The organism is Aeromonas sp. FDAARGOS 1405 (assembly GCF_019048265.1).
Taxonomy (GTDB): domain Bacteria; phylum Pseudomonadota; class Gammaproteobacteria; order Enterobacterales; family Aeromonadaceae; genus Aeromonas; species Aeromonas veronii_A.
Genome location: NZ_CP077311.1, coordinates 982,758 through 1,005,205 on the forward strand (window position 1 = coordinate 982,758; position 22,448 = coordinate 1,005,205).

Sequence of the window (22,448 nt, forward strand, 5' to 3'; positions counted from 1 at the left end):
CCACACCATGAATCCCTTTTGACTCCCGAGTTGCGATCCCCCTCACAGCCTCTCCCGTCAGCAGCCACCATACTGGCACCGGCGAACATGGAGTACGCCACACAATCTGTTCCTCACGAATCAACAAGGATGCTGATGATGAAGAGATGGCTTCTGGTGCTGCTCTGCACCCTGCCCATGCTGGCACACGCCAGCGGATACACCCAGACCCGCTACCCCATAGTGCTGGTGCACGGCCTGTTCGGCTTCGACAAGCTGCTCGGGGTCGATTACTTCTACGGCATTCCCCAGGCCCTGAGCCGGGATGGTGCCAAAGTCTACGTGGCCCAAGTGTCGGCCACCGCCAGTTCGGAGCAACGGGGCGAACAGCTGCTCGCCCAGATTGAGCTGCTGCTGGCGGCCACCGGCGCCGAGAAGGTCAATCTGATCGGCCACTCCCACGGCGGCCCCACCATCCGTTATGTCGCTTCGGTCGCCCCCGAGCTGGTCGCCTCCGCCACCAGCATCGGCGGGGTCAACTACGGCTCAGAGATTGCCGATCTGGTGCGGGCCAATGCCGCCCCCGGCTCGGCCGCCGAGAAGCTGGCGGCCGCCGCAGCCCACGCCCTCTCCGGCATGATTTCACTGCTCTCGGGCGGGAGCCAGCTGCCGCAAGATCCGGTCGCCGCTCTCGATGCTCTCACCAGCAAGGGGGCCAGCCAGTTCAACCAGCGCTACCCGGAGGGGCTGCCCAGCCGCTATTGCGGCGAGGGGCCGATGCAGGCCAGTAACGGCGTCTACTACTTCTCCTGGAGCGGGCGCGGCAACCTGACCAATCTGCTGGATCCGGTGGATCCTGCGCTGGCGCTGACCGGCGCCTTCTTCAAGGAGCCCAATGACGGACTGGTCGGGGTCTGCAGCAGCCACCTCGGCAAGGTGATCGGCACCGACTACCGGATGAACCATCTGGACGAAGTGAACCAGTCCTTCGGCATCCACCATCTGTTCGAGACCGATCCGGTCACCCTCTATCGCCAGCATGCCAACCGTCTCAAGGAGCTGGGACTATGAAGATAGCCACCCTGCTCGTCGTGCCCTGCGCCATCACCCTGCTGCTTGGCGGGGTGTTGCTCTGGCCCACAGCACCGACGGCAGACTCATCACAGGCTCAAACCAATCAGCATGCACAGAGCCACCCGCACGATCCCGAGCAGGAGGCCGCCGATGCCCTGCAGGCGCGCTATCGCACCTTTGTCTCCGCCCAGAGCAGCCTGACGGTTCCCACCGAAATCTCCCTCGCCAGCTTGCAGATCCTGTTTGACGAGCGGGAGCAGCTGCGCCAGCAGAGCTTTACCCCGGCCGAGCAGGCCCAGCTGTTTGCCGAGGATCGACTGATGGAGCAGCTGACCCTGCGCCGCAGGGCGCTGGCGGAAGCAAGAGACAGCGACAAGTCGCAGCTGGCCAGCGAGCTGGATCTCTGGCTGGCGGAGCAACCGGGCTGGTTTCGCGAGGCGGAGGCCAACAGCCGCCTGCTTGAAGAGTTGCAAGAGCTGGCACAGATGGAGCCAGCCAAACGGGATGCCCTGCTGCTGGAGACGGGGGGGCCGGAAGCAGTGGATCGGATGCGCCAGCTGGAGCAGAACCGGCAAGGGTTCGAGGAGCAGCTCAGCGGCTTTCTGGCCGAACTCAGGCAACTGCCGAACGAGGCCCGGGCCGAACAGCAACAGGAGCTGCTGGCCCGCTGGTTCGAACCCGGACAGTGGCGCCGGGTCGAGGCGCTCACCCGGCTCAAGCTGGGGGAACAATGAGCCAATGACAAGGGGCCCACGATGGGCCCCTTGCTGTGGTGCACTTATTGCGGCTTGTTGGTTGCCGGTAAAGATTGCCAGGTGAGGCGGGTCACCTGAGTGCCCTGCACCTCGCACTTGAGGCTCAACTCCTGCCACCCCTTATCCTGACGCAGGGAAACTTCCCCCTCGATCCCCTGCTCGCCAATCTTCAGCTTATCCTGCTCGAAGATCACCTTGTCGCCATGGGCAAGATCCATCAGTTTGCCGTTGCAGAGCCAGTGAGCGAGATCCGCCCCCTTCAGCTTGACGCCACCCTTGGCCGCCCTCTGCTCGGCCGCGCTCGGCGCGAACAGCTTGCTCAGCTCGGCGGCCCGCTTGGTGAGCCACTCCTGACGCTGCTGCATGCTCATCTTGCTGACAAACTCGGCGGGCTGGCCCTTCTCGTCCAGCCATTGGGTCAGCTTGCCGCTGTCGTCAAAGGCGAACTGGGCGGCGGGCTCTTTGACCCCGAACAGCTTGCCGCCCTTGAAGTAGTAGCGGCTCTCCCCTTCCAGCTTGCCCAGCTCGTTCATGATGGGCACGGCGATGATGACGGGGGCGCCATCGATCCAGGCCTTGATATCGACGCCGTCATGGCTGAATTGACGGATATCGAGGGCGCTCTCGGCCCCCTTCTCCATCAGGGTAAACTGCTCGGCGAGAGAAGCGGCCAGAGAAGGGAGGGAGCAGAATCCCAGGGTCAGCGCGATCGCTGTGTTGCGCATTGAGTTGTACATAACACTCCTGTGATGGGCCATCCGGCCCGTGGTTAACTCTCTGTCAGCCAGGCCCGCAGCCCTTCCCGGTGAACATCGCTCAGGGGCAGGGATTGGCGGGTCCGGTAGTCAAAATGGATCAGGGTCGTTTCGGCGGTGACGGCCAGTTCGCCGCCCTGCCAGGCCTCCTGCCAGACCGTAAATGAGCTGGTGCCGATGCGGCGCACGCCGGTCTTGATGGTGACCGGCTGGCCGTAGAACAGCTCCCGTTTGAACTGCACCGTATAGCCCGCGATGATCAGATGCCAGTTATGCACATCCAGATCGGGGGAAAAGATCCGGAACAGGGGATCCCGCGCCGATTCGAACCAGACCGCCGGCACCGTATTGTTGATATGGCCGAGGGCATCCGTCTCCTGAAAGCGGGGTTGGATCTGCATTTCCAGCATGGGTTGACTCCTTGTCATTGAACCGCGCTCAGGCTAACGCGCCCCGCATCAGGACTCAAGCCTCCCCGTCTTATCCCAAGTGCTGACAGCCAGTTCCGGCCGCAACCAGGCGCTGCGAAAATCGAACCAGCCGAGCGCTGTCATCCGCACCCCGTGCACGCCGACCCGGCTCTCCAGCTCCAGCCAGTGGTGAAACAGCGGCACAAACCAGCTCTGCTGCTGCACAGTTGCCAGCAGGGCGCGCGGGCCGGGCTCCTCACCGCTGGCGCGCCACTGCATCAACCCCTGCCACAGCTCATGCTGACTGCTCCACACCTTGCGCAGCAACGGGGTGCCCTGCAACCAGGCGTAGGGGGCAAAGGGGCCGTCATGTTCGAGGTTGAGGGTGCCGAGCCAGAGATCCACATCCTCATCCTCGCCGCTCACCCAGCGGCCGTAATCGAGGGTGCGCACCTCGAGCCGGATCCCCTGTTCGGCCAGCAGGCTGCTCATGGCGTTGGCGCACTCGTTGAACTCCAGATGCTGGTTGAAGCAGGCAAGCACCAAGGTCGTCGGCAACTGCGCCGGTCTGGGCAAGGGCGCGGGCAGCGCTTCGCGCCAGTGGGGCAGCAGACCGAGGGCGCTGGTCCAGCCCCGTTGCAACTCGGGGGCGACCCGCCCCATCAGAGCCACCGGATTGAGCAACTGGCCGAGCCACTGGCGCAGGGCGGGATCCTGCAAGGATCCGGAACGATCGTCCTGCAGCAGGAAGTAGCAGCCCGACTCCAGCTCCGATTCGCCGCGCATGGTGCCGAGCTCAGGGCTGTCGCGTCCCAGCTGCAGGTGGGTCTCCAGTCGCTCCGCCAGCTCCGGCAGCATCCAGATATCGATCTCGTCGAGCAGGGCGCGCAGGCCGAAGTAGTCGTCAAACGCCGCAAGGCAAAGATGCAGGGGATCGTTGGCGGCCACCCGGTAGGGGCCTGTGCCCACAGGTTGCAGGGCAAAGCCCGCCTCCCCCTTGAGCTCTCGCGGCAAAATGGTCGCCACCGGTTCGGCCAGCAGGTGGGGCAGCCAGGGATCTGGGCTGTCGAGATAGAGATCCATGGTGCGCGGCCAGGGGCTCTCCAGCCGAACCAGATGGGAAAACAGCGGGCGATCCCGCAGGGCCTGCAGACTCTCCATCACATCTTCCACCACCAGCTCGCGGCCGTGGTGAAAGCGCACCGCCGGGCGCAGGTAGAAGCGCCAGTGGCAGGGGCCCAGACACTCCCAGTGGTGGGCGAGATCCCCTTCGATTTCCCCATTTTCCTCATTTCGCCGGGTGAGACCGTTGAAGATCTGGCGGCTCAGGTGAATTTCGGAGCGGCGCATCGGGCCGGAGGGCAGCAACTGCGGCAGCGGGCGATAGTAGGGCACCCGCAGGATCTGGCGCCCCTCGCGGGTGGCCTGACCGAGCTGCTCTATCAGCAACGGAGTGAGCAGATCGAGGCGATCTTCGGCCAGCCGCACCGCCTGCGCCAGCTGGCCCTGACTGAGCAGATCCCGCAAGCGGCGCCGGGTCAGGCTCTCCTGACTGTCGAGCAGGGAGAGCCGGGAGCGCCGCCCCCGCCCCGCTTCCGCCGACCAGCTGAGCCAGCCCTGATCCTGCATCCGCCGCAGCAGCAGGCGGGCGTTGCGCGGGGTGCAGCAGAGCAGATCCGCCACCTCGGCGAGACTGATCTCCCGCTCATCGCTGCCAAGCAGCTGGGCGAGTCGTTGAAATTGCTGGTAGAGGCGACTGGTCGGCATAAAAGAGGAAATCCAGTTGCTGTAAGTCATCAGTTTTTACTTCCGCATTTTAGCTCAATACTGCTGATGAACGTGAGAACCACAGCAGAGGAGCACCATCATGAGCCACGCCAACCCCATCAAACCGAACCGGATCCAGCAGACCTTGCGCCGTTACTTCAAGCGGATCCTGCCGCGCCCGCTGCCACTTATCGAAGATCCCATGCAGCAGCTCAACCGCCTGATGCAGTGGGATATGAACCAGATCGATGACAAGGAGTATCGCCGTCGTCTCTGAGTGCGGGCCATACCAACCACTCGGGACGCGCATCCCCTGCGGGCGACATTGCTTTGCCGGATCTTGCTGTTTACATCGGCCACGGGCCTGATAGATTGGACGTCTATCCATCTATAAATGCCATAAGCAACATCCAACAAGGAGTGTGTGATGAAAGATGCGACCCTGGCCCTGCACCACGGCTTTTCCAGCGACCCCACCACCAAGGCCGTCGCCGTGCCCATCTACCAAACGGTGGCCTACGAGTTCGAGAGCGCCCAGCATGGGGCGGACCTGTTCAATCTGGCGGTGCCGGGCAACATCTACACCCGCATCATGAACCCCACCAACGATGTGCTGGAACAGCGGATGGCCGCGCTGGAAGGGGGCATCGCCGCGCTGGTGGTCTCGGCAGGTTCCGCCGCCATCACCTACGCCATTCAGGCGCTGACCGCCGCCGGTGACAACATCGTCTCCACGCCCCAGCTCTATGGCGGCACCTACACCTTGTTCGCCCACATGCTGCCTAGTTTCGGGGTCGAGGTGCGCTTCGCCAAGGATGACAGCGCCGAAGCCATCGCCGCCCTTATCGACGACAAGACCAAGGCAGTCTACTGCGAGAGCATCGGCAACCCGGCGGGCAACATCGTCGATCTGGCCGCGCTGGCCAAGGCCGCCCACGCCCGTGGTGTGCCGCTCATCGTCGACAACACGGTCGCCACCCCGGTGCTCTGCAAGCCCATCGAACATGGCGCCGACATCGTGGTACACAGCCTGACCAAATATGTCGGCGGCCACGGCAACTCGCTGGGTGGCGTCATCGTCGACTCGGGCAAGTTCCCCTGGGCGGATCACGCCGAACGCTTCCCTCAGCTCACCAAACCCGAACCCTCCTACCACGGGGTGGTCTACACCGAGGCCTTTGGCCCGGCCGCCTTTATCGGTCGGGTGCGTACCGTGCCGCTGCGCAATACCGGCGCGGCGCTGGCGCCGATGAACGCCTTCCTGCTGCTGCAGGGGTTGGAGACTCTGAGCCTGCGCATGGAGCGCCACGTCGATAACGCCCTGCGGGTCGCCCATCACCTCAAGCATCATCCCAAGGTGGCCTGGGTCAGCTACGCCGGTCTGCCGGGTCACCCTCACTATCTGCTGGCAGAGAAGTACATGGCCGGTCGCCCCTCGGCCATCCTCTCGTTCGGTCTGAAAGATGGTTATGAAGCAGGCGTGCGCTTCTACGATGCACTCAAGATCTTCAAGCGGCTGGTCAACATCGGCGACGCCAAGTCGCTGGCCTGCCACCCGGCCTCCACCACCCATCGCCAGTTGAGCGAGGCGGAGCAGGCCAAGGCCGGGGTGAAACCGGAGATGATCCGGCTGTCGGTCGGGATCGAGGCGATCGAGGACATTCTGGCGGATCTGGATCAGGCGCTGGAGGCCTAAGCTGGACGTTGAGCGAGCGGGCATCAGCCCGCTCTTTTTTTACTGCCGGTGAACCGCCCCCCTCGCCCGTTCGTACACCTCATCCTGCCACCGAATCGAGGTCCTTATGATAGTCCTGCACCACCTGAACAAATCCCGCTCCCAACGCATCATCTGGCTGCTCGAAGAGCTGGGTCAACCCTATGAGATCAAGGCGTATCAGCGCGATGCCGCGACCTTTCTGGCACCGCCCGAGCTGAAAGCCATCCACCCCCTCGGCAAGTCGCCGGTCATCGAGTTCGACAGCCGGGTACTGGCAGAATCGGGCGCCATCACCGAGTACCTGATCGCCCGCTACGCCGCCGATCGGCTGGCACCGGCACCAGATAGCCCCGACTATCCCGAATATCTGCAGTGGCTCCACTTTGCCGAGAGCTCGGGCATTCTGCCGCTGCTGCTCGACATGTTTGTGCGCAAGGATGGCAGCCCGATGCGCTTCCTGCCGGACTACGCCAAGGCGGAGTGTGCCAAGGTGATGGGCTACCTCAATGAGGTACTGGCGAATCGCCGCTACTTGGTGGGGGATCGCCTCTCCGGCGCCGACATCATGAACTCCTTCCTGGTGGATCTGCTGGCGCAAAGCGGTCAGCTGGCCCACTTCCCGCACCTGCAAGCCTACTGGCAGCGCCTCAATACCCATCCGGCCCGTCAGAAGGCCATGGAGCTGGAGCGCGAGCTGGATCAGCGCCCCTGACCCGAGTCGCCATCATGCAAAACGCCCCGACTGTCGGGGCGTTTTTGTTATGCTGCGGGCTGCGGTTTACTTGGTCGCTGGCACTTTGTCCCGGCGCGACTTCCACCACCAGCGCAGCCGGATCTGGGAGATGAGCATCCCCGCCAGCATCAGGGCACAACCGGCAATGGCGCGCTCGTCCAGCGTTTCATCCAGCAACAATACGCCACCCACGGCGGCAAAGACGGTCTCCAGACTGAGGATGATGGCGGCGTGGGCCGGATGAGCACCCCGCTGCCCTACCACCTGCAGGGTATAACCCACCCCGACCGACACCAGCCCGGCATAGAGCAGCGCCTGCCAACCGGCCACTGCGCCGCTTAACGTCGGGGTTTCGATAACAACGGCGGTGGCGAGGCTGAGCAGGCCGCAGACCACGAACTGCACCCCGGCGAGCTTGATGGGGGCAACCCGGTTGGAGTAGTGATCCACCAGCAGCAGGTGCACGGCCCAGAACAGGGCGCCGACCACCTGCAGCAGATCGCCAAAGCCGATGGTGAACTCGTCGGTGACGCTCAACACATAGAGACCGGCCAGCGCGATGATGGCGCCGATCCAGGTATTGAGGCCACTCTTGTGGCGCAGCAGTAGCCCCAGTACCGGCACCAGAATGATGTAGAGCCCGGTGATGAAACCGGCCTTGGCGGCAGTGGTATAAAGCAGCCCCACCTGCTGCAGGGAGGCGGCACAGAACAGCACCAGCCCGGCCAGCACACCACCGATCAGCAGTTGGCGATGGTCGCCCGCGACGGCAACAGGTTGTCGGGATTTGAGCCACCAGAGCAGCGGCAGCAGGGAGAGGGCGCCGAGCAGAAAGCGCAGGCCATTGAAAGTATAGGGCCCCATGTGATCCATCCCGAGGCGCTGGGCGACAAAGCCCATACCCCAGATGGTGGCAGCCATCAGCAACATCAGATTGGAGCGCATGGCGATTCTTCCTTAAATCGGCGCGTGACGGGTTATCCGATCCAAGATACCCGCCTCCCTATCCTCTTGTCTCCACTCTTTGTCTTCGCTCTCAACGCTCTGCATCGCACTGCTTTTGAGCACCGCGAGTGTTACAGCAGCGAGGGCTTGGTGAACACGGCCAACAGGGCAATCAGTAGCAGATTGCCCCGCAGGATCCACACCACCCGGAAGTGCTGCTGAATGGAGATCATCGGCGCCTTGCCCAGACGCAGGGCGCGACGCCAGCGATAGAAGAGGCGGCTGGGATAAACGAGGGAGCCGACAATCAGCAGAAACAGCCCCATCTTGAGACCGTGGGCAGGATGGGCAAAGATCTCTGCCACCGAGCTGGCATGCTCGAGGGCCAGCAGACTCCCGGTGGCAAAGATGGAGAAGAGCGCCAGCGCCGCCACCCCATCTGCCAGCAGCAAGCGGCGCACTCGCAGCATGTTCAGGCCGCGCCGAAAGATCAGATACTCGACACAGAGGGCAAGGATTAGCACCGCTATGCTGCCATAATGAATCATTGAGAGCAGAGTGTGGTTCAACATCGGAAACATCTCATTTTCTGCCTTTAGACGAGCCGCACAGCATCATATATGCTGGTGTCACCCGAGACGAAAAGGATCTGTTCATGTCCCCCGCCAAGCCCAAGAATACTTGGTCTTTGATCACCCGCATGCGGCTGGGCCTCCTCTTGCTCTTTATCCCAGTGTTGCTGCTCGGCACTATCTACTACCTGCATATGGAGCGCACCCTGCGCCACGAGCAGCAACAGAACCTGATTGCTCGCAACACCCAGTATTTCCATACCCTGATCGAACCCTATCTGGCGACCCTCAAACGCCAGTTTACGCTCATTTATCAGCAGGTAAATTATCAGGATTTCAGCGGCTCGGAGATCCTTAACGGCGAGCGCTACCTGCAACAGTGGCAGGCCTATCACAAGGTGATGGAGCTCGATTACGTCTACGTGGGCACCGAGCATCGCAAGATGCTGATCCACCCTTCCTGGCAGGCCGACGAGAAGTTCGATCCCAGAACCCGCCCCTGGTATCTGCTGGCCGCCAGCCATCCCGGACAGATTGTCTGGACTGATCCTTATTACGACTACACCCTGGGCACTCTCACCATGGCGCTGGCCAGGGTGATTGAAGATCCTGACGGCAAGCGGGTTGGCGTACTCTCGCTGGATACCCAGCTCACCCCCCTCGCCAGCTGGCTCAACAGTCGGCATGAGCAGAGTCACCATCTGGGTAATGGCTATCAGCTCCTGCTCAACCATGACGGGCTGGTGCTGGCCCATCCGGATCGCGAACGGGTATTCAAGCCGCTCACCCATCTTGAATGGCTGGCACACATGCAACAGCCGCAGGGTTTCTTCCTCGATGATGCCAGCGGCCTGATGGTCTCCTACTACCGCATCCCCGAGCAGCGCTGGATCCTGCTCAGCGTCGAGCCGACTGCCAGCATGCAGCAGGTGATCGACAGCGTCTCCATCAACGTGCAGCTGATGATTGCACTCGCCTGCATTCTCTATCTGCTGCTGGCACTGCTCTGGTCCCGCTATTTCCGTCGCATGCTGGGAGAGATTACCCTGCTGATCCGCACCAGTCGTTCTGGCGGTAAAGCCTATCATGGTAGCCGCATGCTGGAGCTGGCCAAGGTCTATGAAGAGATGGATGCCGCCAGCCAGGATTTTGCCCAGATCCGCCAGCAAGCCAATCAGGACAAGCTTACCGGTCTTTACAACCGCCGTTTCTTCGACGAGTGCCTGCAAAGACAGCTCGGCAGTGGCACCCCCTTCCTCGTGGTGATGTTCGATCTCGATAACTTCAAACAAGTCAACGATACCTTTGGCCACCAGACAGGGGATATAGTCCTCAGGCGAGTAAGCAAGCTGGGCATGAAAATGTTTGACCAGTGGGGTTGGTTCTGCCGCTACGGTGGCGAGGAGCTGGTGCTGATCTTGCGGTTGGAGATGCAAATGAATGAGGTTGCCTCACTGCTGGAGAGCTTCAGACTCGCAGTCACTCAACTGGAGTGGCGAGAGCCGGAACTGACCATTACCCTCAGCGGTGGGGTGGCCTTGAGTCACTCCGGACTCTCGGCCAAGGAGCTGATAGAGCTGGCCGACAGCGGGGTTTATCAGGCCAAGCGGGAGGGGAAAAATCGTATCTGCTTCCCCCAGCGTCGTGGCAACGGTCAGATGGAAGAGGCCTCCTCACCTTGAGCCAACTCGGCGGTCATCGTGGCGGGAGACAGAATGAACGCAACCAGGAAAGGAAGACAGGAGAGAGGCAACGGCCTCTCTCTGTTGTTTATATCGCTATTTTTGCCGTGTATTGAGCCTGTTTGAGCGCACAACTCAGCGCTGCCACACCCACACCGGCCAGCCCAGCTCCTCGGCCTGCTGACGCAGCGCGGGGGCCGGATTGACCGCATGGGGATGGCTCACCGCCCGCAGCATGGGCAGATCGTTGTGAGAGTCGCTATAACCAAAGCTCCCCTGCCAGAGATGGTCCCTGCCGGCAAAGAGCTGGTTGATGCGGGCCACCTTGCCTTCACGAAAGCTGAGGGTGCCGCGGGTCTGGCCAGTCAGCATCCCCTCCTCCTCATCGAGCAAAATGGCGACACAGTGATCCATCCCCAGCATCTTCGCCATGGGGGCCACCAGATGCTCGCCGGAGGCGGAGATCAGCACCAGCTCGTCACCGCGCTGGCGGTGCCATTCGATACGTGCCAACCCCTCCGGATAGATACGATCGCGCAGTACCTGCTCGGCAAAGCGGGTGCAGAGCGAGTCGAGCCACTGGCGCGTCTTGCCCGCCAGCGGTTGCAGGGTGAAGGCCATGTACTGGTGCATATCCATCTTGCCCTGATGGTAGAGGGACATCATCGCCTGCTCTTCGGCGATCATGCTGGCGGGGGCCAGCTCCTCGGCCACCATGTACTCCAGCCAGAGGCTGGCGGAATCCCCGGCAATCAAGGTCTCGTCCAGATCAAACAGTGCCAGTGCCATGAGGGCTCCTTGCGGTAACAACGAAAATGAAACGAGGCGTCATGCTACCTCACAGAGTTGATCCCAGGCCACTACCAGGGTCACGGCACTGCCGGTGGCCAGCAAATCGCCAGCCGAGCGGTTGAGGCAATCCACCGTTAACAGCCCCGCCTCGCACTCCACCTGATAGCGGATCACGTTGCCGAGCAGCTGTTGCTGGCGAATGATGCCGGGCAGGCTGGGTTCGCTGCTGGTCGCCCCTGCGGGCAGCAGGGTGATGGACTCCGGCCGCAGCGCCAGCTTGCCCTGAAAACGGGGGCCAAACAGCGACTTGCCCTGCTCTGCGCCAAGCAGGTTGTAGTTGCCGATAAAGCTTGCCACAAACTCGCTGGCGGGGCGGGTGTAGATCTGCTCCGGCGTGCCGCTCTGCACGATGGAGCCCTTGTTCATCAGGAAGATCCGATCCGACATGGTGAGCGCCTCCTCCTGATCGTGGGTCACGAAGATGGTGGTGAGCTCGAGGCGCTGCTGGATCTCGCGGATCTGCTGGCGCAGGCTGCGGCGGATGCGGGCATCCAGCGCCGAGAGCGGCTCGTCCAGCAGCAGGATCCGTGGCTGCACCACCAGAGCCCGGGCCAGCGCCACCCGCTGGCGCTGGCCGCCGGAGAGCTCGGCCGGATAGCGGCGCTCGAAACCGGTCAGCTCCACCAGCGCCAGCGCCTCTTTCACGCTGGCCGCCAGCTCCCGCCCCGGCTGGGGTTTCATCTTGAGGCCGAAGGCTACGTTGTCCCACACCGTCATGTTGGGGAACAGCGCATAACTCTGGAACACCATGCCAATGCCCCGCTTCTGGGGTTCCTGCCAGGTGATATCTTCACCGGCCACCCGCACCTGACCGCCATCCACCGGAGTGAGCCCGGCCAGCGCCCTCAGCAAGGTGGACTTGCCACAGCCGGAGGGGCCGAGCAGGGTCACCAGCTCCCCCTTGCGAATGCCGAATTCGATCCCCTCGAACACCGGCGTATCGCCGTAGGATTTATGCAACTGATTGACTTCTAAATGAAACATCTTGGATCACCGATGAAATCTATTGGCCGCCCAAGTGAGCAGCAGGGTCAGCAGGAAGTAGCTCATCACCAGCGCACTGGTGAAGTGGCCAGAAGTGGCGCGCATGTTGTAGAGGTAGACCTGCAGGGTCTCGTAACGGGTGCCCACCAGCATGTTGGCAAACACGAACTCGCCGAGCAGGAAGGAGAGAGAGAGAAACAGCGCCGCCAGCAGCCCCTTGCGCAGACAAGGGATCACCACCAGCAGGAAGGCGCGCCGACTACTGGCCCCCAGCAGATGGGCGGCATCCATCAAATCCCTGAGCGGTACCCCTTGCAGGCTGTTGGCCAGCGCCCGATACATAAAGGGGAGCACCACGGTGAACCAGGTGCCGATCAGGATCCACGGCGTGCCGATGATGGGCAGAACGCCATCGGCGTAGATCTGCAGCAGCCCCACTGACGAGACCACAGGTGGCACCGCGAAGGGGAGCAGGATCAACAGGTTCATCCAGGGATCCAGCTTTGGGAAGTAGTAAGCCACCACCAGCACGGTCGGTACCAGCACCAGGGTCCCCAGCAGCAGGGTGGCGAAGCAGACCAGGAGGCTGCGGCCAAACGCCGCCAGAAAGCGCGGATCGCCCCACAGCTTGAGATACCAGTCGAGGGTGAAGCCATCCGGCAGCAGGGTCGCCCCCCAGCGGGTGGAGATGGAGTAGAGAAACGTGGCCAGCAGCGGCAGCAGCAGGGTGGCGACCAGCCCACCCAGCACCCACTTGGGCCAGCGCGGCGTCAAATCATGCATGGGATTGCCCCTTGTTCACATAGCTCTTTTTCAGCAGCCACTGGTTGGCGGCCGTCACTACCCCCAGCAGCACCATCAGGATCACCGCCAGCGCCGCCGCCATATTGGGTTCGAGGAAGATATCGCCGGAGACCAGACTGGCCACCCGGATGGTCACCAGATTGAAGTTGCCGGTGGTGAGGGCGTAGGCGGAGGCATAAGCCCCCACCGCGTTGGCAAACAGGATGATCAGGGTGCCGAGCAGCGCAGGTGTCAGCACCGGCAGTGCCACGTGCCAGACATATTGTCCCTTGCTCGCGCCGAGCAGCGCGGCAGCCTGTGGCCACTCATCCTGCAGCGCATCGAACGCCGGATAGAGCAGTAGCAGAGCGAGCGGGATCTGGAAGTAGGTGTAGATGAGGATAAGGCCGCTACCCGAGTAGAGGTTGAAGCCGTCGATCAATCCCCAGGATTTCAGCAGCAGGGTCACCGCACCGTTGATGCCGAGAATGATGATAAAGGCGAATGCCAGCGGCACCCCGCTGAAGTTGCCAGTCATGGTGACGAAGGCCAACAGTACCCGCTTGACCCGCTCGCCGCTGTGGCGCAGCGCCGCCGCCCCGAGGGTGCCGATGGCAAGCCCCGCCAGACTGGCGATACCGGCAATGCGCAACGAGTTGCCGAACGATTGCAGGTAGAAGGGGGAGCTCAAAATCTCCCGGTAGTAGTCAAGGCCCCAACCATCTGGGGTCTGAAAGCTGCCCACCAGCACCCACACCATGGGAGCGAGCTGGAACAGGATCATCAAGAGGATAAACGGCAGCAGCACCAGCGCGGGCAGCCAGTGGCGGCGCACCTTCTGCTTGGTTGCCACAGGTTGATCCGCGAGGATCTCGGTGGTTGCAGGCATCATCAGTGCACCTCACGCATAAAGGCCGCCTTGAGCAGCGGTGGCGCTGCCGGCTTGTCGTGGGAAACCCCCAGCAGATCGGCCATCAGGGCGCAGAGCTGGGTCTGGGCGATCACCACCCCATCCGGCCAGCGCTCGATAAAGGCATCGCCAAACAGCCAGAGTGGCACGGTGCGCTCTTCCGGCAGGGTGCCGCCGTGGCTCAGATCGTTGTTCATGCCGTGATCCGAGGTGATCACCACCTGATATCCCTCAGCCAGCCACTGGGGCAGCAGATCGGCCAGCAGGCTGTCCATGCGGCGCGCCTGATTGCGGTACTGGCGGGAATCGAGGCCAAACTTGTGGCCCGCATCGTCCACCCCCATCGGGTGGATCAGCAGAAAATCGGGATCGTACTGGCTGCGCAGCCATTCCCCATCCATCAGCAGATGGCTGTCGGGATAGTTGTCATCCCAGTAGAAGCAGCCGTGCTGGATGGGCAACTGCTCATCGTGAGTAAAGCGATCACGGGCAGCCAGCCAGGGGCTGCGGTTGTAGAGTTCGCTCACCCAATGGTAGGCCGCCGCTGCGGTGCGTTTACCCGCGGCGCGGGCCAGATGGAAGATGGAGTCATGCAGACTGAGGCGACTCACCCCGTTGTGGGTGATGCCGCTCGCCACCGGCGGTACACCGGTCAGGATGCACTCGTAGAGAGGCCGGGAGAGGGATGGCAGGGCACAGCTGAAGGTCGTATAGAGACCGCGCTCCGCCTCCACCATGCCTGCGAGGTAGCCCATCCCATGGGCTACCCCGGCAGAGAGGCCATCCACAAGTACCACTATCACCTTGTGTTGCACTGGCCGCTCCTTACTGCATGTAGATCATGACGTTCTCTTGCCACTGACGCGGCAGGGCCTTGGAGCTCTGCTCCCAGGCGGCGTGATCCTGCACCGGCTTGGCCTTGGCATACTGCTCGGCCGGCAGCAGCTTGGCCTTCACGTCATCCGGCAGCGCAACGTTGCTGCGGATCGGGCGGGCATAGCCACGGGCCAGGTTGATCTGACCGGCATCGGAGAGGATGTATTCCCGCGCCAGCTTGGCGGCGTTGGGGTTCTTGGCCCACTTGTTGATGATGGTGGTGTAACCGGCGATGACGGAGCCGTCGCTCGGGATCACCACCTCAAACTTCTTGGGGTCGATCTGGTCGCGGTAGTTGAGGGCGTTGAAGTCCCACAGCACCCCCACTTCCACCTCGCCCTTCTCGATATTGGCTATGGTGGGGTCGTTCAGCGACAGACGGCCCTGCTGGGCCAGCTTGCCGAACAGCTCCAGCGCAGGCTTGAGATTCTTCTCGCTGCCGCCGGTGGCATAGGCCGCGGCCAGCACGCCGTTGTTGGCCTGCGAGGCAACACCCACATCACCCAGCGTTACCTTGTAGTCGCCACCCAGCAGGGATTGCCAGCTGGTGGGGGCGGCCTTGACCAGATCCTTGTTGATCAGGAAGGCGATGGTGCCGGTATAGGCCAGCATCCAGTGACCGTCCGCATCCTTGGCCCAGTTGGGAATATCGGCCCAGGTGGAGGGTTTGTAGGGCTGGGTAACACCCTGCTTGACCGCAACCGGACCGAAGGCGCCGCCCACATCGCCGATATCGGCGGTGGCATTGGCCTTCTCGGCGGCGAACTTGGCGATCTCCTGCGCCGAGCTCATGTCGGTATCCTGATGCTTGATGCCGTAGATGCTGCCCAGCTGCTGCCAGGTATCCTTCCAGTTGGCCCAGCTGTCGGGCATACCGATGCTGTGGAGCTGGCCTTCGCCGCGGGCGGCCTTTTCGAGATCCGCGATATTCTCGGCTGCAAAAAGTGGTTGGCTGACGGCCACCAGGGCCAGTGCACTTGCGATCACGCTTTTCATCATTCCATCCCTCTGGACTAGGTCAGTTAAGGTTCGAGAGGGATGCTAGAGGGGAATTGTGACGGTCGCGGGGCGTTTTGATGGCAGTTTGATGACAATCACCCTGTCATGGCGCTGTCATCCACAGCAGTTACAACTCTGAACCCGAGTGAGGCTGGACTACTCCAGTAAGGGCTGAACCAACAAGGGCTAAGCCAGCCCGCACAGCCAAGATTAGCGACAGGGATATGAGCGTGATTGAACCGAGATTGAGCGAGCAGAGAGTGAACGAACAGAGCATGGCCGATGGCCGCTCCTCCTCCAAGTGTGAACAGATTTGCCAGACCCTGCGCCGCTATATCGGCAGCGGCCAATTGGGGGCCGGGCAGCAGCTACCCGCCGAACGGGCCCTGAGCGAGCGTTTCGCCACCACCCGCATCACCATCAAGGAGGCGCTCTCCAGCCTCGAAGCGGATGGCCTTATCTACCGGGCCGAGCGGCGCGGCTGGTTCGTGGCCCCGCCTCGCCTCACCTACGATCCAGCCATCCACACTCACTTTCACCAGTGGATCGGCGAGCAGCAGCGCACCGCCGAAACCCGAGTGCTGGCCCACGGTAGCGAGCTGGCCAGCAGCGAGCTCTGCCGCTGGATGGGGCTGGATCCTTTTACGCCGCTCTACGAGATCCGCCGTCTGCGTCTTATCGATGGCCGCCCTGTGCTACACGTCAGCCATCACCTGCTGGCGAGTCGCTTTCCCGATATCGCCAGCGCACCGCTGGCGAGCTCCCTCACCGAGCTCTATCAGCAGCGCTATGGCATAGGCCAGGGCGGGGCGAGTCTCGAGATCACTCCCTCGGCAGCACGGGGCGCCATCGCCCGCGCCCTCAATCTGGCGGAGGGGAGCGCCGTGCTACGGCTGGTGCGGGTCAACTACGACGAGCGAGGCGCTCTGGTGGATTGCGATATCGAGCACTGGCGGCCGGATGCGATCCGAATCTGCCTCGATACGCGAGCGTTGCAGCCGCTCGCAGGCAAGCCGCAGCAAACCCGGCTCGCAGAGCAGGGGTGAGTCGGCACGCAACGCCAGCCTGGAAGGGGGAGGCGGATCCTCTGGATCCGCCGGGATCAGTTGTCGATATTGGGGATCATGTCGTCGAAGCTCTGGTAGCCGCAGTCGGCCAGTTGCAGCGACATGGTGTAGGTCTTGGCGTGCTCCTGCTGGCCGATGGCGGGGCGGTTGAGCTTGATCTCCTGATGCCAGTACTCCTTCATCCGGTCGATCAGCGCCATCGCCTCCCCCTCGTTGAGGTGCAACTGGCAGAGCGCCATATAGTTGTTCGACTTGTGCATGTTCTCCACCAGATACTCCCCCAGCACCGACATCGCCTGCCGTGCCTGCTGGCGGGCGAAACGGCTGTGCTGCTCGAAGCTGATCCGCTCGCTGATCAGGAAGTGGTAACTGTTGTCGATACCAAGCTGCAAAATGCCGAGCTTCTCCAGCTTGCGCAGATAGAGGTAGCAGGAGGCATCGGTCAGGCCGTACTCCCGCTTGAGATCGATCAGCGTCTTGTCGCGCCAGAAGATATTGGCGAGAAAAGCGTAGAGCCCCGGCTCATTGTGAAACGCCTCGTCCTGCTCCTGAGTGAAGACGGCGCGGCGGCTCTGGGCGTCCTGAGTGCGATCCAGCAACTCCTCGAACGAGAGACCCACCAGATGGCAGATCTCCAGCAGAGTATCAAACGGCAGCGAGGGCTTGTTCATCATCCGTTTCACGGTCGCGATGGAGACACCCATGGCTTCTGCCAGGGTCTGATAGCGGATCCCCTTGTCGGTCAGGGTCTTCTTTAGGGTGTCGAGAATATTGTTGGCCAGGGTCTGGCTGTAGGTCATGCCACTCTTCCTTGTTATCGCACTTTCATTGCATGGTTATGCCGAGTCAGCTTCTGACCTGTTTTTACCTTCAAGGCTCAGATATTGACACCGAAAAAACAGCCTAGAGAAAAAATCGCCTACAACGCCCATCAGGACAGACCAGTTGAACGATGAGGTCGCAAAATCTGACACCAGACAGTGCATATCTTTCAACCCGCAAACATTTTGCTAGTGCTGCATAGAACATCGCGCATAATCGAAACGTATCGAATTCAAGACCCTTCCTGGTTGAGAAATCGATTGTTTGCTTCCAAATTTTTATCTTTTAAACCGCAAGGTTTTTTCTCTTTCCTGGCATTGGGCGGCGCTGATAGCACCGCCCTTTTCTTTTCCCTGAATTCGCAGGTCAGGTCAAGGGCCCCGGCAAGGGGAAGTGTCACAGGCCACCCGCCGCCCACTGATGCGCCAGCCACTACGACCTCTCTGGCAAGGTATCCTAAACGATCCTTAATACCGTCTCATTGCCATTAAATATATTTAAATGGCTTACTTGGAAAGCTTCACTCAATATAAAAACAAATATAATCAAGTAATTTAAAACATCAAAAACTTATCTTTTAAATGGCTTGCATATATAAGCAAACAAAATTAATCGGGCCGCACGCCCCATATCTGCTTATCACACCCCATGCCCACCCCAACAACTGCTACCGGGTGAAGAGAAAAGCCACCCACAAGCGCCCATTCGCGTATCTGGTGGGTAGCATAGCCCACGCAAAAACAGCCTCAAAAGACCACCAAAAGTTACAGTGGGAACAATCCCAAACCTCAAAAAGAGCAAAAAACAGGCAAAGAGAGAAATTTTTTTCTCACGGTTTCACCTTGTGATGCGTTCAAAAAATCATCGAAAAGAACCTGATGCCAATCAGTGACATCTGAGATGCCAATTTTTAGACGGCTCATCATGGCCACGCTCGAATGAAAATTCAATGCTGATAAAAATCAATCACATAGAATCAAAATAGAACTCGCAGCCGGTCATTTGCCTCACCAGTTAATTATTTAAACCTCAATAAAGCTAAAACTCTAATAACACCATTTATTAAACAAAATGGCCCTGCTTGCAGCCAGTCATATTTATAATGATGGGGAAACCACTCTCTTGTTATTCAGAAATGTGCTGACTATACTGCGGCCCCTCTGTGAAAGCAGAGCGATGACGGAAATATAAAAAGCTTCATGGATTGAGCAATATAAATTACACGCAGTTCACGCAACACAAGGTTATTTATCCATGAACAAGTTTAATAAAATTGCCGCTTTCTCCCTGCTTGCTCTGGCCATGAATGGCGGCGCCCATGCCGAAGGCTGGTATGCAGGTCTGGATCTGACCACCTCCAAGATGGATCTCGACGGTGACCTCCAGCGCGCCTATGACGCCAAAGTGATCGACGACCAGCTTGACGGCGGCAGCCTGATCGTCGGTTACAGCTTCAACCCCTGGCTGGCGGTTGAAGGTGGCTTGCACGCCCAACAGATGGATCAGCTGACCTGGGTGACCTCCCCGATTGCAACCGGCTTTGCCGACACCACCATCGACACCCGCAGCATCAGCCTGGCCGCCAAGCTGAGCCAGCCGCTGGTCTGGGGCTTCAGCGCCTATGCCAAACCGGGTATCGCTTACACTCGCACCGAAGTGGAAGTTGTCGGCAATGCCACCATCCTCGGTATGAGCGGTCAGGTAAGTGGCAGCGAAACCAAGAGCAAGGTACACCCCAATCTGGAAGTGGGTCTGGACTACGCCTTCAACGACAGCTTCTCTGCCGGTATCGGCTACGAGCGCCAGTTCAACGCCCTGAGCCTGGGTGATGAGCACTACTCTCTGGATACCCTCAAGCTGGGCCTGCGCTACCACTTCTAAGCCGCACACCCCAACCAGGCCATTGCGCCAGATGCAAAAAGGCCGCAGGTTTCACGCCTGCGGCCCTTCTATTGGCTGATGTGCCATCAGCAGATCTGATTCTTGCCCTGCTGCTTGGCCTGATAGAGCGCCCGATCGGCGCGCACCATCAGACTCTCCTTCTGCTCACCCTGCTGATACTCCGCCACTCCGAAGCTCATGGTGGTCGCCCCGCGGGGACAGATGGGGTGCGTCACCATCAACGCCTGAAACTTGTTCGCCACCACCAACGCATCTTCACGGCCGGTATTGGGCAGCAGCACCATAAACTCGTCGCCACCCCAACGAGCCAGCAGATCAATCTCGCGGATATGGTCGCGCACAAGCGCCACTATGTTGATCAGGGTCTGATCCCCGATATTGTGGCCATAGCTGTCATTGATCTGCTTGAAGTTGTCCACATCCATGGCAATCACGGTAAAAGGCAAGTGAAAGCGGCGCGCCCGTTCGCACTCCAGCTGCAACGCCCGCTCCAGCCGATAGCGGCTGGCGGCACCGGTCAGGGCATCAGTCTCCGCCAGCTGACGATTCTCCTCCACCCTCTGTTGCAGTGCCTCGTTGACTCGCACCAGCTCGGCGGTGCGCTCCGCCACCAGTTGCTCCAGCGACTGATTGCGCAGCTCCAGCTGCTCCAGCAGCAACTTGCTGGCGTGGATATTGCGATGGGCGCCGATCATCCGCGCCACAGACCCATCGGGATTGCGCTCTATGATGCGGCCGCAATCCTCGATCCAGATATAGTCTCCGCCGCGACTGCGGCAGCGATACTCGACCCGGTAGTCGGGGGCGGCGCCGCTCAGATAGGCATCGAAGCTCGCCATCACCCGATCCATGTCGTCGGGGTGGATCACACTCTCCCAGGTGAAGACATTGTTGCCTAGAGTATGGGGCTCGTAGCCCAGCATCCGGTACCAGCCCGGGTTGCGATAGACGAAACCGGTGTTGGCATTCCAGTCCCAGATGCCATCGCTGATCACCTCGAGAATGCCATGTACCACGGCTTCGCTGACATCCGAGATCCTGATCGTGTCGCTGTCCTGCAGCATGGGAGACCATCCTTGTATTGCCGCCCCGCTGGGGCGCGGGGCATTCCAGCCTGATGTTGAGAAATGATAGCGGCAGACGGCTGCACAGTCCGCTATCCGTTGATCGATGAAAACCGCCACTACTTGTTCCGGTTATCGGCCGCCATCGGGTTCGTCTGAATAACATTAGCAACCAGTGTGGCTCAATATTTCACCCTTGTCCGGTTTTAAAGGCAGGATGATGCAGGTTGCGATAGTGGCTGGGCGCCAGGCCATGCTGGCGTTTGAAGGCGGTGGAGAAATGGTACTCGTTCTTGAAGCCGCACTGCTCGGCCAGCAGCTTCACCGGGTCGGCCCGGCTGGCCAGCAAGAGCGCCGCCCGCTGCAGCCGCAGCCGTTGCAGCAGCGCCATGGGCGCCAGCGCGAAGTGCTGCTGGCAGAGCCGGTAGAGCTGGCGCTCGGAGAGATGCAGGGCGCCGGCCATGCGCGCTATGTCCCACGGCTCGGTCAGCGCCTCTTTGAGCAGCAATTCGAGGCGCAGCGCCAGCCGCTCGCCACGCCGCTGCCCCTCCCCCTTTTGCAACAGACGGCGCAGGTAAAAGCCGAGCTGCTCAACCAGCAGGGCGCTGAGCAGCGGGTCCTGATGGCGCTCCTGCTCCGCATAGAGGTTCTCGATCGTGCGCAGTACGGTGGCCTGCTGGGAGGTACAACCGAGCCGGGGGTGGCTGGCGAAGGCATCCCAGGGGGAATCCTTGTGCAGCAGCAGCCACACCAGCTCCCACTCACTCCCCTTATTCACCTGCTGGTTCAACGGCTCACTCAACTGATAGCAGATTGGCTCCCCGGCCGGGATCAGCGCCCACTCGCCGACCTGCAACCGCTCGCGGCGATCGCCCACCTGCACCTCCCCCTCACCGCCCAGGGTCAGCAGAAAACAGTGCATATCGGCAAAGCGGCGCGCGATGCGGTAGCGGGTCTTGAGACGGGAATAGCCCGCCAGCCACACCTGCTCCTGTGCGAGGGCCGGCAACAGGCTGTCACAGCAGATCTGCTCGCGGCAGTCGGGGGAGACATCGATAAGCTCGGTGTTGGCAGTGTCAGACATCATCAGGACGGGCTCAGCCATGTCGAAGGGACAGGCCCCAGCATAGCATCAAGGGCATCGAGTCACAGGAGACCAGCCATGCATATCCATCACGTCGCCATCTGGGCGCAGGATCTGGAGGCACTCAAGGCATTCTACTGCACCCTGTTTGGCGGGCGGGCCAATGAGCGCTATCACAACCCGAGCAAACAGTTCAGCTCTTACTTCGTGCGTTTCGAAGGGGGCGCCAGCCTGGAGCTGATGCACACCCCCATACTGTTTCCGGCAGATCTCACTCTGCCACACCCGTTGCAGGGGCTGGCCCACCTCGCCCTCTCCCTTGGCAGCGTGGAGGAGGTGGACAAGATGACCGCCCGCCTCAAGCTGCTCAAGGGCGCCGAGGTGAAACACCTGGACGGCCCCCGCTGGACCGGCGACGGCTATTACGAGAGCACCTTCCTCGATCCTGAAGGCAATCGGCTGGAGCTGACCATCTAATCCCTGAATGCTCCCCTCACCCTGGCCCTCTCGTAAGTTCGATTAGCGAAGCGTAATCGGACAACGGTAACGGCATTGCTCCCTTCTCCCGTTTATTAAAAAAGGAGGAGAAGGGCTGGGGATAAGGGAAAGGAAAAAGAGATTTCGCGGTAAACGTTGGGCTTCACTGCGCTCAGCACCAACCTACACGATCGGTAGGTTGGTGCTGAGCCTGCGAAGCCCAACATAAGAAAGCTCTA

Annotated in this window: 23 protein-coding genes; 9 read left to right on the forward strand and 14 right to left on the reverse strand. The window is 61.0% G+C overall.

What is annotated here, in order from left to right; genetic code table 11:
* The first annotated feature begins 138 nt into the window (after nucleotides 1–138).
* Both I6L35_RS04660 and I6L35_RS04665 read left to right on the forward strand, forming a co-directional pair.
* Complete coding sequence (locus I6L35_RS04660) at nucleotides 139–1,050, forward strand: triacylglycerol lipase (RefSeq protein ID WP_216980243.1); 912 nt, start codon at nucleotides 139–141, stop codon at nucleotides 1,048–1,050.
* A complete protein-coding gene (locus tag I6L35_RS04665) occupies nucleotides 1,047–1,787 on the forward strand; it encodes a lipase secretion chaperone (RefSeq protein ID WP_216952695.1) in 741 nt (246 codons plus the stop codon). The genes I6L35_RS04660 and I6L35_RS04665 overlap by 4 nt, the downstream gene beginning before the upstream one ends.
* A 44-nt stretch (nucleotides 1,788–1,831) precedes the next feature.
* Here the strand turns inward: I6L35_RS04665 and I6L35_RS04670 are convergent, their stop codons facing one another.
* From I6L35_RS04670 to sgrR, 3 genes are read right to left on the reverse strand one after another with little or no spacing between them, the layout of a single operon-like run.
* A complete protein-coding gene (locus I6L35_RS04670; protein ID WP_216954488.1) occupies nucleotides 1,832–2,533 on the reverse strand; it encodes a hypothetical protein in 702 nt (233 codons plus the stop codon).
* Between the two features lie 44 nt (nucleotides 2,534–2,577).
* A complete protein-coding gene (locus tag I6L35_RS04675) occupies nucleotides 2,578–2,973 on the reverse strand; it encodes a thioesterase family protein (RefSeq protein WP_216952694.1) in 396 nt (131 codons plus the stop codon).
* A 48-nt stretch (nucleotides 2,974–3,021) separates the two neighbouring features.
* On the reverse strand, nucleotides 3,022–4,740 hold the full coding sequence (gene sgrR, locus I6L35_RS04680; RefSeq protein ID WP_216979673.1) for an HTH-type transcriptional regulator SgrR: 1,719 nt from the start codon (nucleotides 4,738–4,740) through the stop codon (nucleotides 3,022–3,024).
* A gap of 100 nt (nucleotides 4,741–4,840) precedes the next feature.
* On the opposite strand from sgrR, the gene I6L35_RS04685 reads away from it, so the two are divergent.
* The 3 genes from I6L35_RS04685 to I6L35_RS04695 all read left to right on the forward strand — a co-directional run bounded on the left by I6L35_RS04685 (nucleotide 4,841) and on the right by I6L35_RS04695 (nucleotide 7,169).
* Nucleotides 4,841–5,017 carry a hypothetical protein gene (locus tag I6L35_RS04685; RefSeq protein WP_005355239.1) on the forward strand — a complete coding sequence of 59 codons (177 nt, stop codon included), beginning with the start codon at nucleotides 4,841–4,843 and terminating at the stop codon, nucleotides 5,015–5,017.
* Nucleotides 5,018–5,167: 150 nt separating this feature from the next.
* A complete protein-coding gene (locus tag I6L35_RS04690; RefSeq protein WP_216979674.1) occupies nucleotides 5,168–6,436 on the forward strand; it encodes an O-acetylhomoserine aminocarboxypropyltransferase/cysteine synthase family protein in 1,269 nt (422 codons plus the stop codon).
* 106 nt (nucleotides 6,437–6,542) lie between these two features.
* Nucleotides 6,543–7,169 (forward strand): glutathione S-transferase family protein, encoded by a 627-nt coding sequence (locus I6L35_RS04695; protein WP_216979675.1) that lies wholly within the window; start codon nucleotides 6,543–6,545, stop codon nucleotides 7,167–7,169.
* Nucleotides 7,170–7,235: 66 nt separating this feature from the next.
* Here I6L35_RS04695 and I6L35_RS04700 read toward each other — a convergent pair whose 3' ends face one another.
* On the reverse strand, nucleotides 7,236–8,135 hold the full coding sequence (locus I6L35_RS04700; RefSeq protein WP_216979676.1) for a DMT family transporter: 900 nt from the start codon (nucleotides 8,133–8,135) through the stop codon (nucleotides 7,236–7,238).
* Between the two features lie 131 nt (nucleotides 8,136–8,266).
* Entirely contained in the window at nucleotides 8,267–8,707 is a 441-nt protein-coding gene (locus tag I6L35_RS04705) for a DUF2214 family protein (RefSeq protein WP_019445450.1), read from the reverse strand.
* Between the two features lie 83 nt (nucleotides 8,708–8,790).
* Between I6L35_RS04705 and I6L35_RS04710 the strand changes: the two genes are divergently transcribed.
* On the forward strand, nucleotides 8,791–10,389 hold the full coding sequence (locus I6L35_RS04710; RefSeq protein ID WP_216979677.1) for a sensor domain-containing diguanylate cyclase: 1,599 nt from the start codon (nucleotides 8,791–8,793) through the stop codon (nucleotides 10,387–10,389).
* Nucleotides 10,390–10,524: 135 nt separating this feature from the next.
* Here the strand turns inward: I6L35_RS04710 and I6L35_RS04715 are convergent, their stop codons facing one another.
* Genes I6L35_RS04715 through I6L35_RS04740 form a run of 6 tightly spaced genes read right to left on the reverse strand, consistent with a single transcriptional unit; the run spans nucleotide 10,525 to nucleotide 15,790 of the window.
* Nucleotides 10,525–11,178, reverse strand: a complete 654-nt coding sequence (locus I6L35_RS04715) for an HAD family phosphatase (protein WP_216979678.1) — start codon at nucleotides 11,176–11,178, stop codon at nucleotides 10,525–10,527.
* A gap of 39 nt (nucleotides 11,179–11,217) precedes the next feature.
* Nucleotides 11,218–12,225, reverse strand: coding sequence for an ABC transporter ATP-binding protein (locus I6L35_RS04720; RefSeq protein WP_216979679.1), 1,008 nt, complete (start codon nucleotides 12,223–12,225; stop codon nucleotides 11,218–11,220).
* Between the two features lie 6 nt (nucleotides 12,226–12,231).
* Complete coding sequence (locus I6L35_RS04725) at nucleotides 12,232–13,008, reverse strand: ABC transporter permease (protein WP_005355251.1); 777 nt, start codon at nucleotides 13,006–13,008, stop codon at nucleotides 12,232–12,234.
* Nucleotides 13,001–13,900, reverse strand: a complete 900-nt coding sequence (locus I6L35_RS04730; protein WP_216979680.1) for an ABC transporter permease subunit — start codon at nucleotides 13,898–13,900, stop codon at nucleotides 13,001–13,003. The genes I6L35_RS04725 and I6L35_RS04730 overlap by 8 nt, the downstream gene beginning before the upstream one ends.
* On the reverse strand, nucleotides 13,900–14,733 hold the full coding sequence (locus I6L35_RS04735) for an alkaline phosphatase family protein (RefSeq protein WP_216979681.1): 834 nt from the start codon (nucleotides 14,731–14,733) through the stop codon (nucleotides 13,900–13,902). The genes I6L35_RS04730 and I6L35_RS04735 overlap by 1 nt, the downstream gene beginning before the upstream one ends.
* Nucleotides 14,734–14,743: 10 nt before the next feature.
* The gene (locus I6L35_RS04740; protein ID WP_216980244.1) at nucleotides 14,744–15,790 is read right to left on the reverse strand and encodes an ABC transporter substrate-binding protein; all 1,047 of its coding nucleotides are present in this window, start codon (nucleotides 15,788–15,790) and stop codon (nucleotides 14,744–14,746) included.
* A 227-nt stretch (nucleotides 15,791–16,017) separates the two neighbouring features.
* Here I6L35_RS04740 and I6L35_RS04745 point away from each other — a divergent pair, with 227 nt between their 5' ends.
* A complete protein-coding gene (locus tag I6L35_RS04745) occupies nucleotides 16,018–16,839 on the forward strand; it encodes a UTRA domain-containing protein (RefSeq protein WP_201990674.1) in 822 nt (273 codons plus the stop codon).
* A gap of 56 nt (nucleotides 16,840–16,895) precedes the next feature.
* On the opposite strand, the gene I6L35_RS04750 is transcribed toward I6L35_RS04745, so the two are convergent.
* Complete coding sequence (locus I6L35_RS04750; RefSeq protein ID WP_005336490.1) at nucleotides 16,896–17,660, reverse strand: helix-turn-helix transcriptional regulator; 765 nt, start codon at nucleotides 17,658–17,660, stop codon at nucleotides 16,896–16,898.
* A gap of 1,276 nt (nucleotides 17,661–18,936) precedes the next feature.
* On the opposite strand from I6L35_RS04750, the gene I6L35_RS04755 reads away from it, so the two are divergent.
* Entirely contained in the window at nucleotides 18,937–19,563 is a 627-nt protein-coding gene (locus I6L35_RS04755) for a porin family protein (RefSeq protein WP_216979682.1), read from the forward strand.
* Nucleotides 19,564–19,649: 86 nt separating this feature from the next.
* On the opposite strand, the gene I6L35_RS04760 is transcribed toward I6L35_RS04755, so the two are convergent.
* Together I6L35_RS04760 and I6L35_RS04765 are read right to left on the reverse strand one after the other, a co-directional pair.
* Nucleotides 19,650–20,648, reverse strand: a complete 999-nt coding sequence (locus tag I6L35_RS04760) for a sensor domain-containing diguanylate cyclase (RefSeq protein WP_216979683.1) — start codon at nucleotides 20,646–20,648, stop codon at nucleotides 19,650–19,652.
* 190 nt (nucleotides 20,649–20,838) lie between these two features.
* Entirely contained in the window at nucleotides 20,839–21,735 is an 897-nt protein-coding gene (locus I6L35_RS04765; protein WP_216979684.1) for an AraC family transcriptional regulator, read from the reverse strand.
* Nucleotides 21,736–21,810: 75 nt separating this feature from the next.
* On the opposite strand from I6L35_RS04765, the gene I6L35_RS04770 reads away from it, so the two are divergent.
* Nucleotides 21,811–22,209, forward strand: a complete 399-nt coding sequence (locus I6L35_RS04770; RefSeq protein WP_216979685.1) for a VOC family protein — start codon at nucleotides 21,811–21,813, stop codon at nucleotides 22,207–22,209.
* The last annotated feature ends 239 nt before the right edge of the window (nucleotides 22,210–22,448 follow it).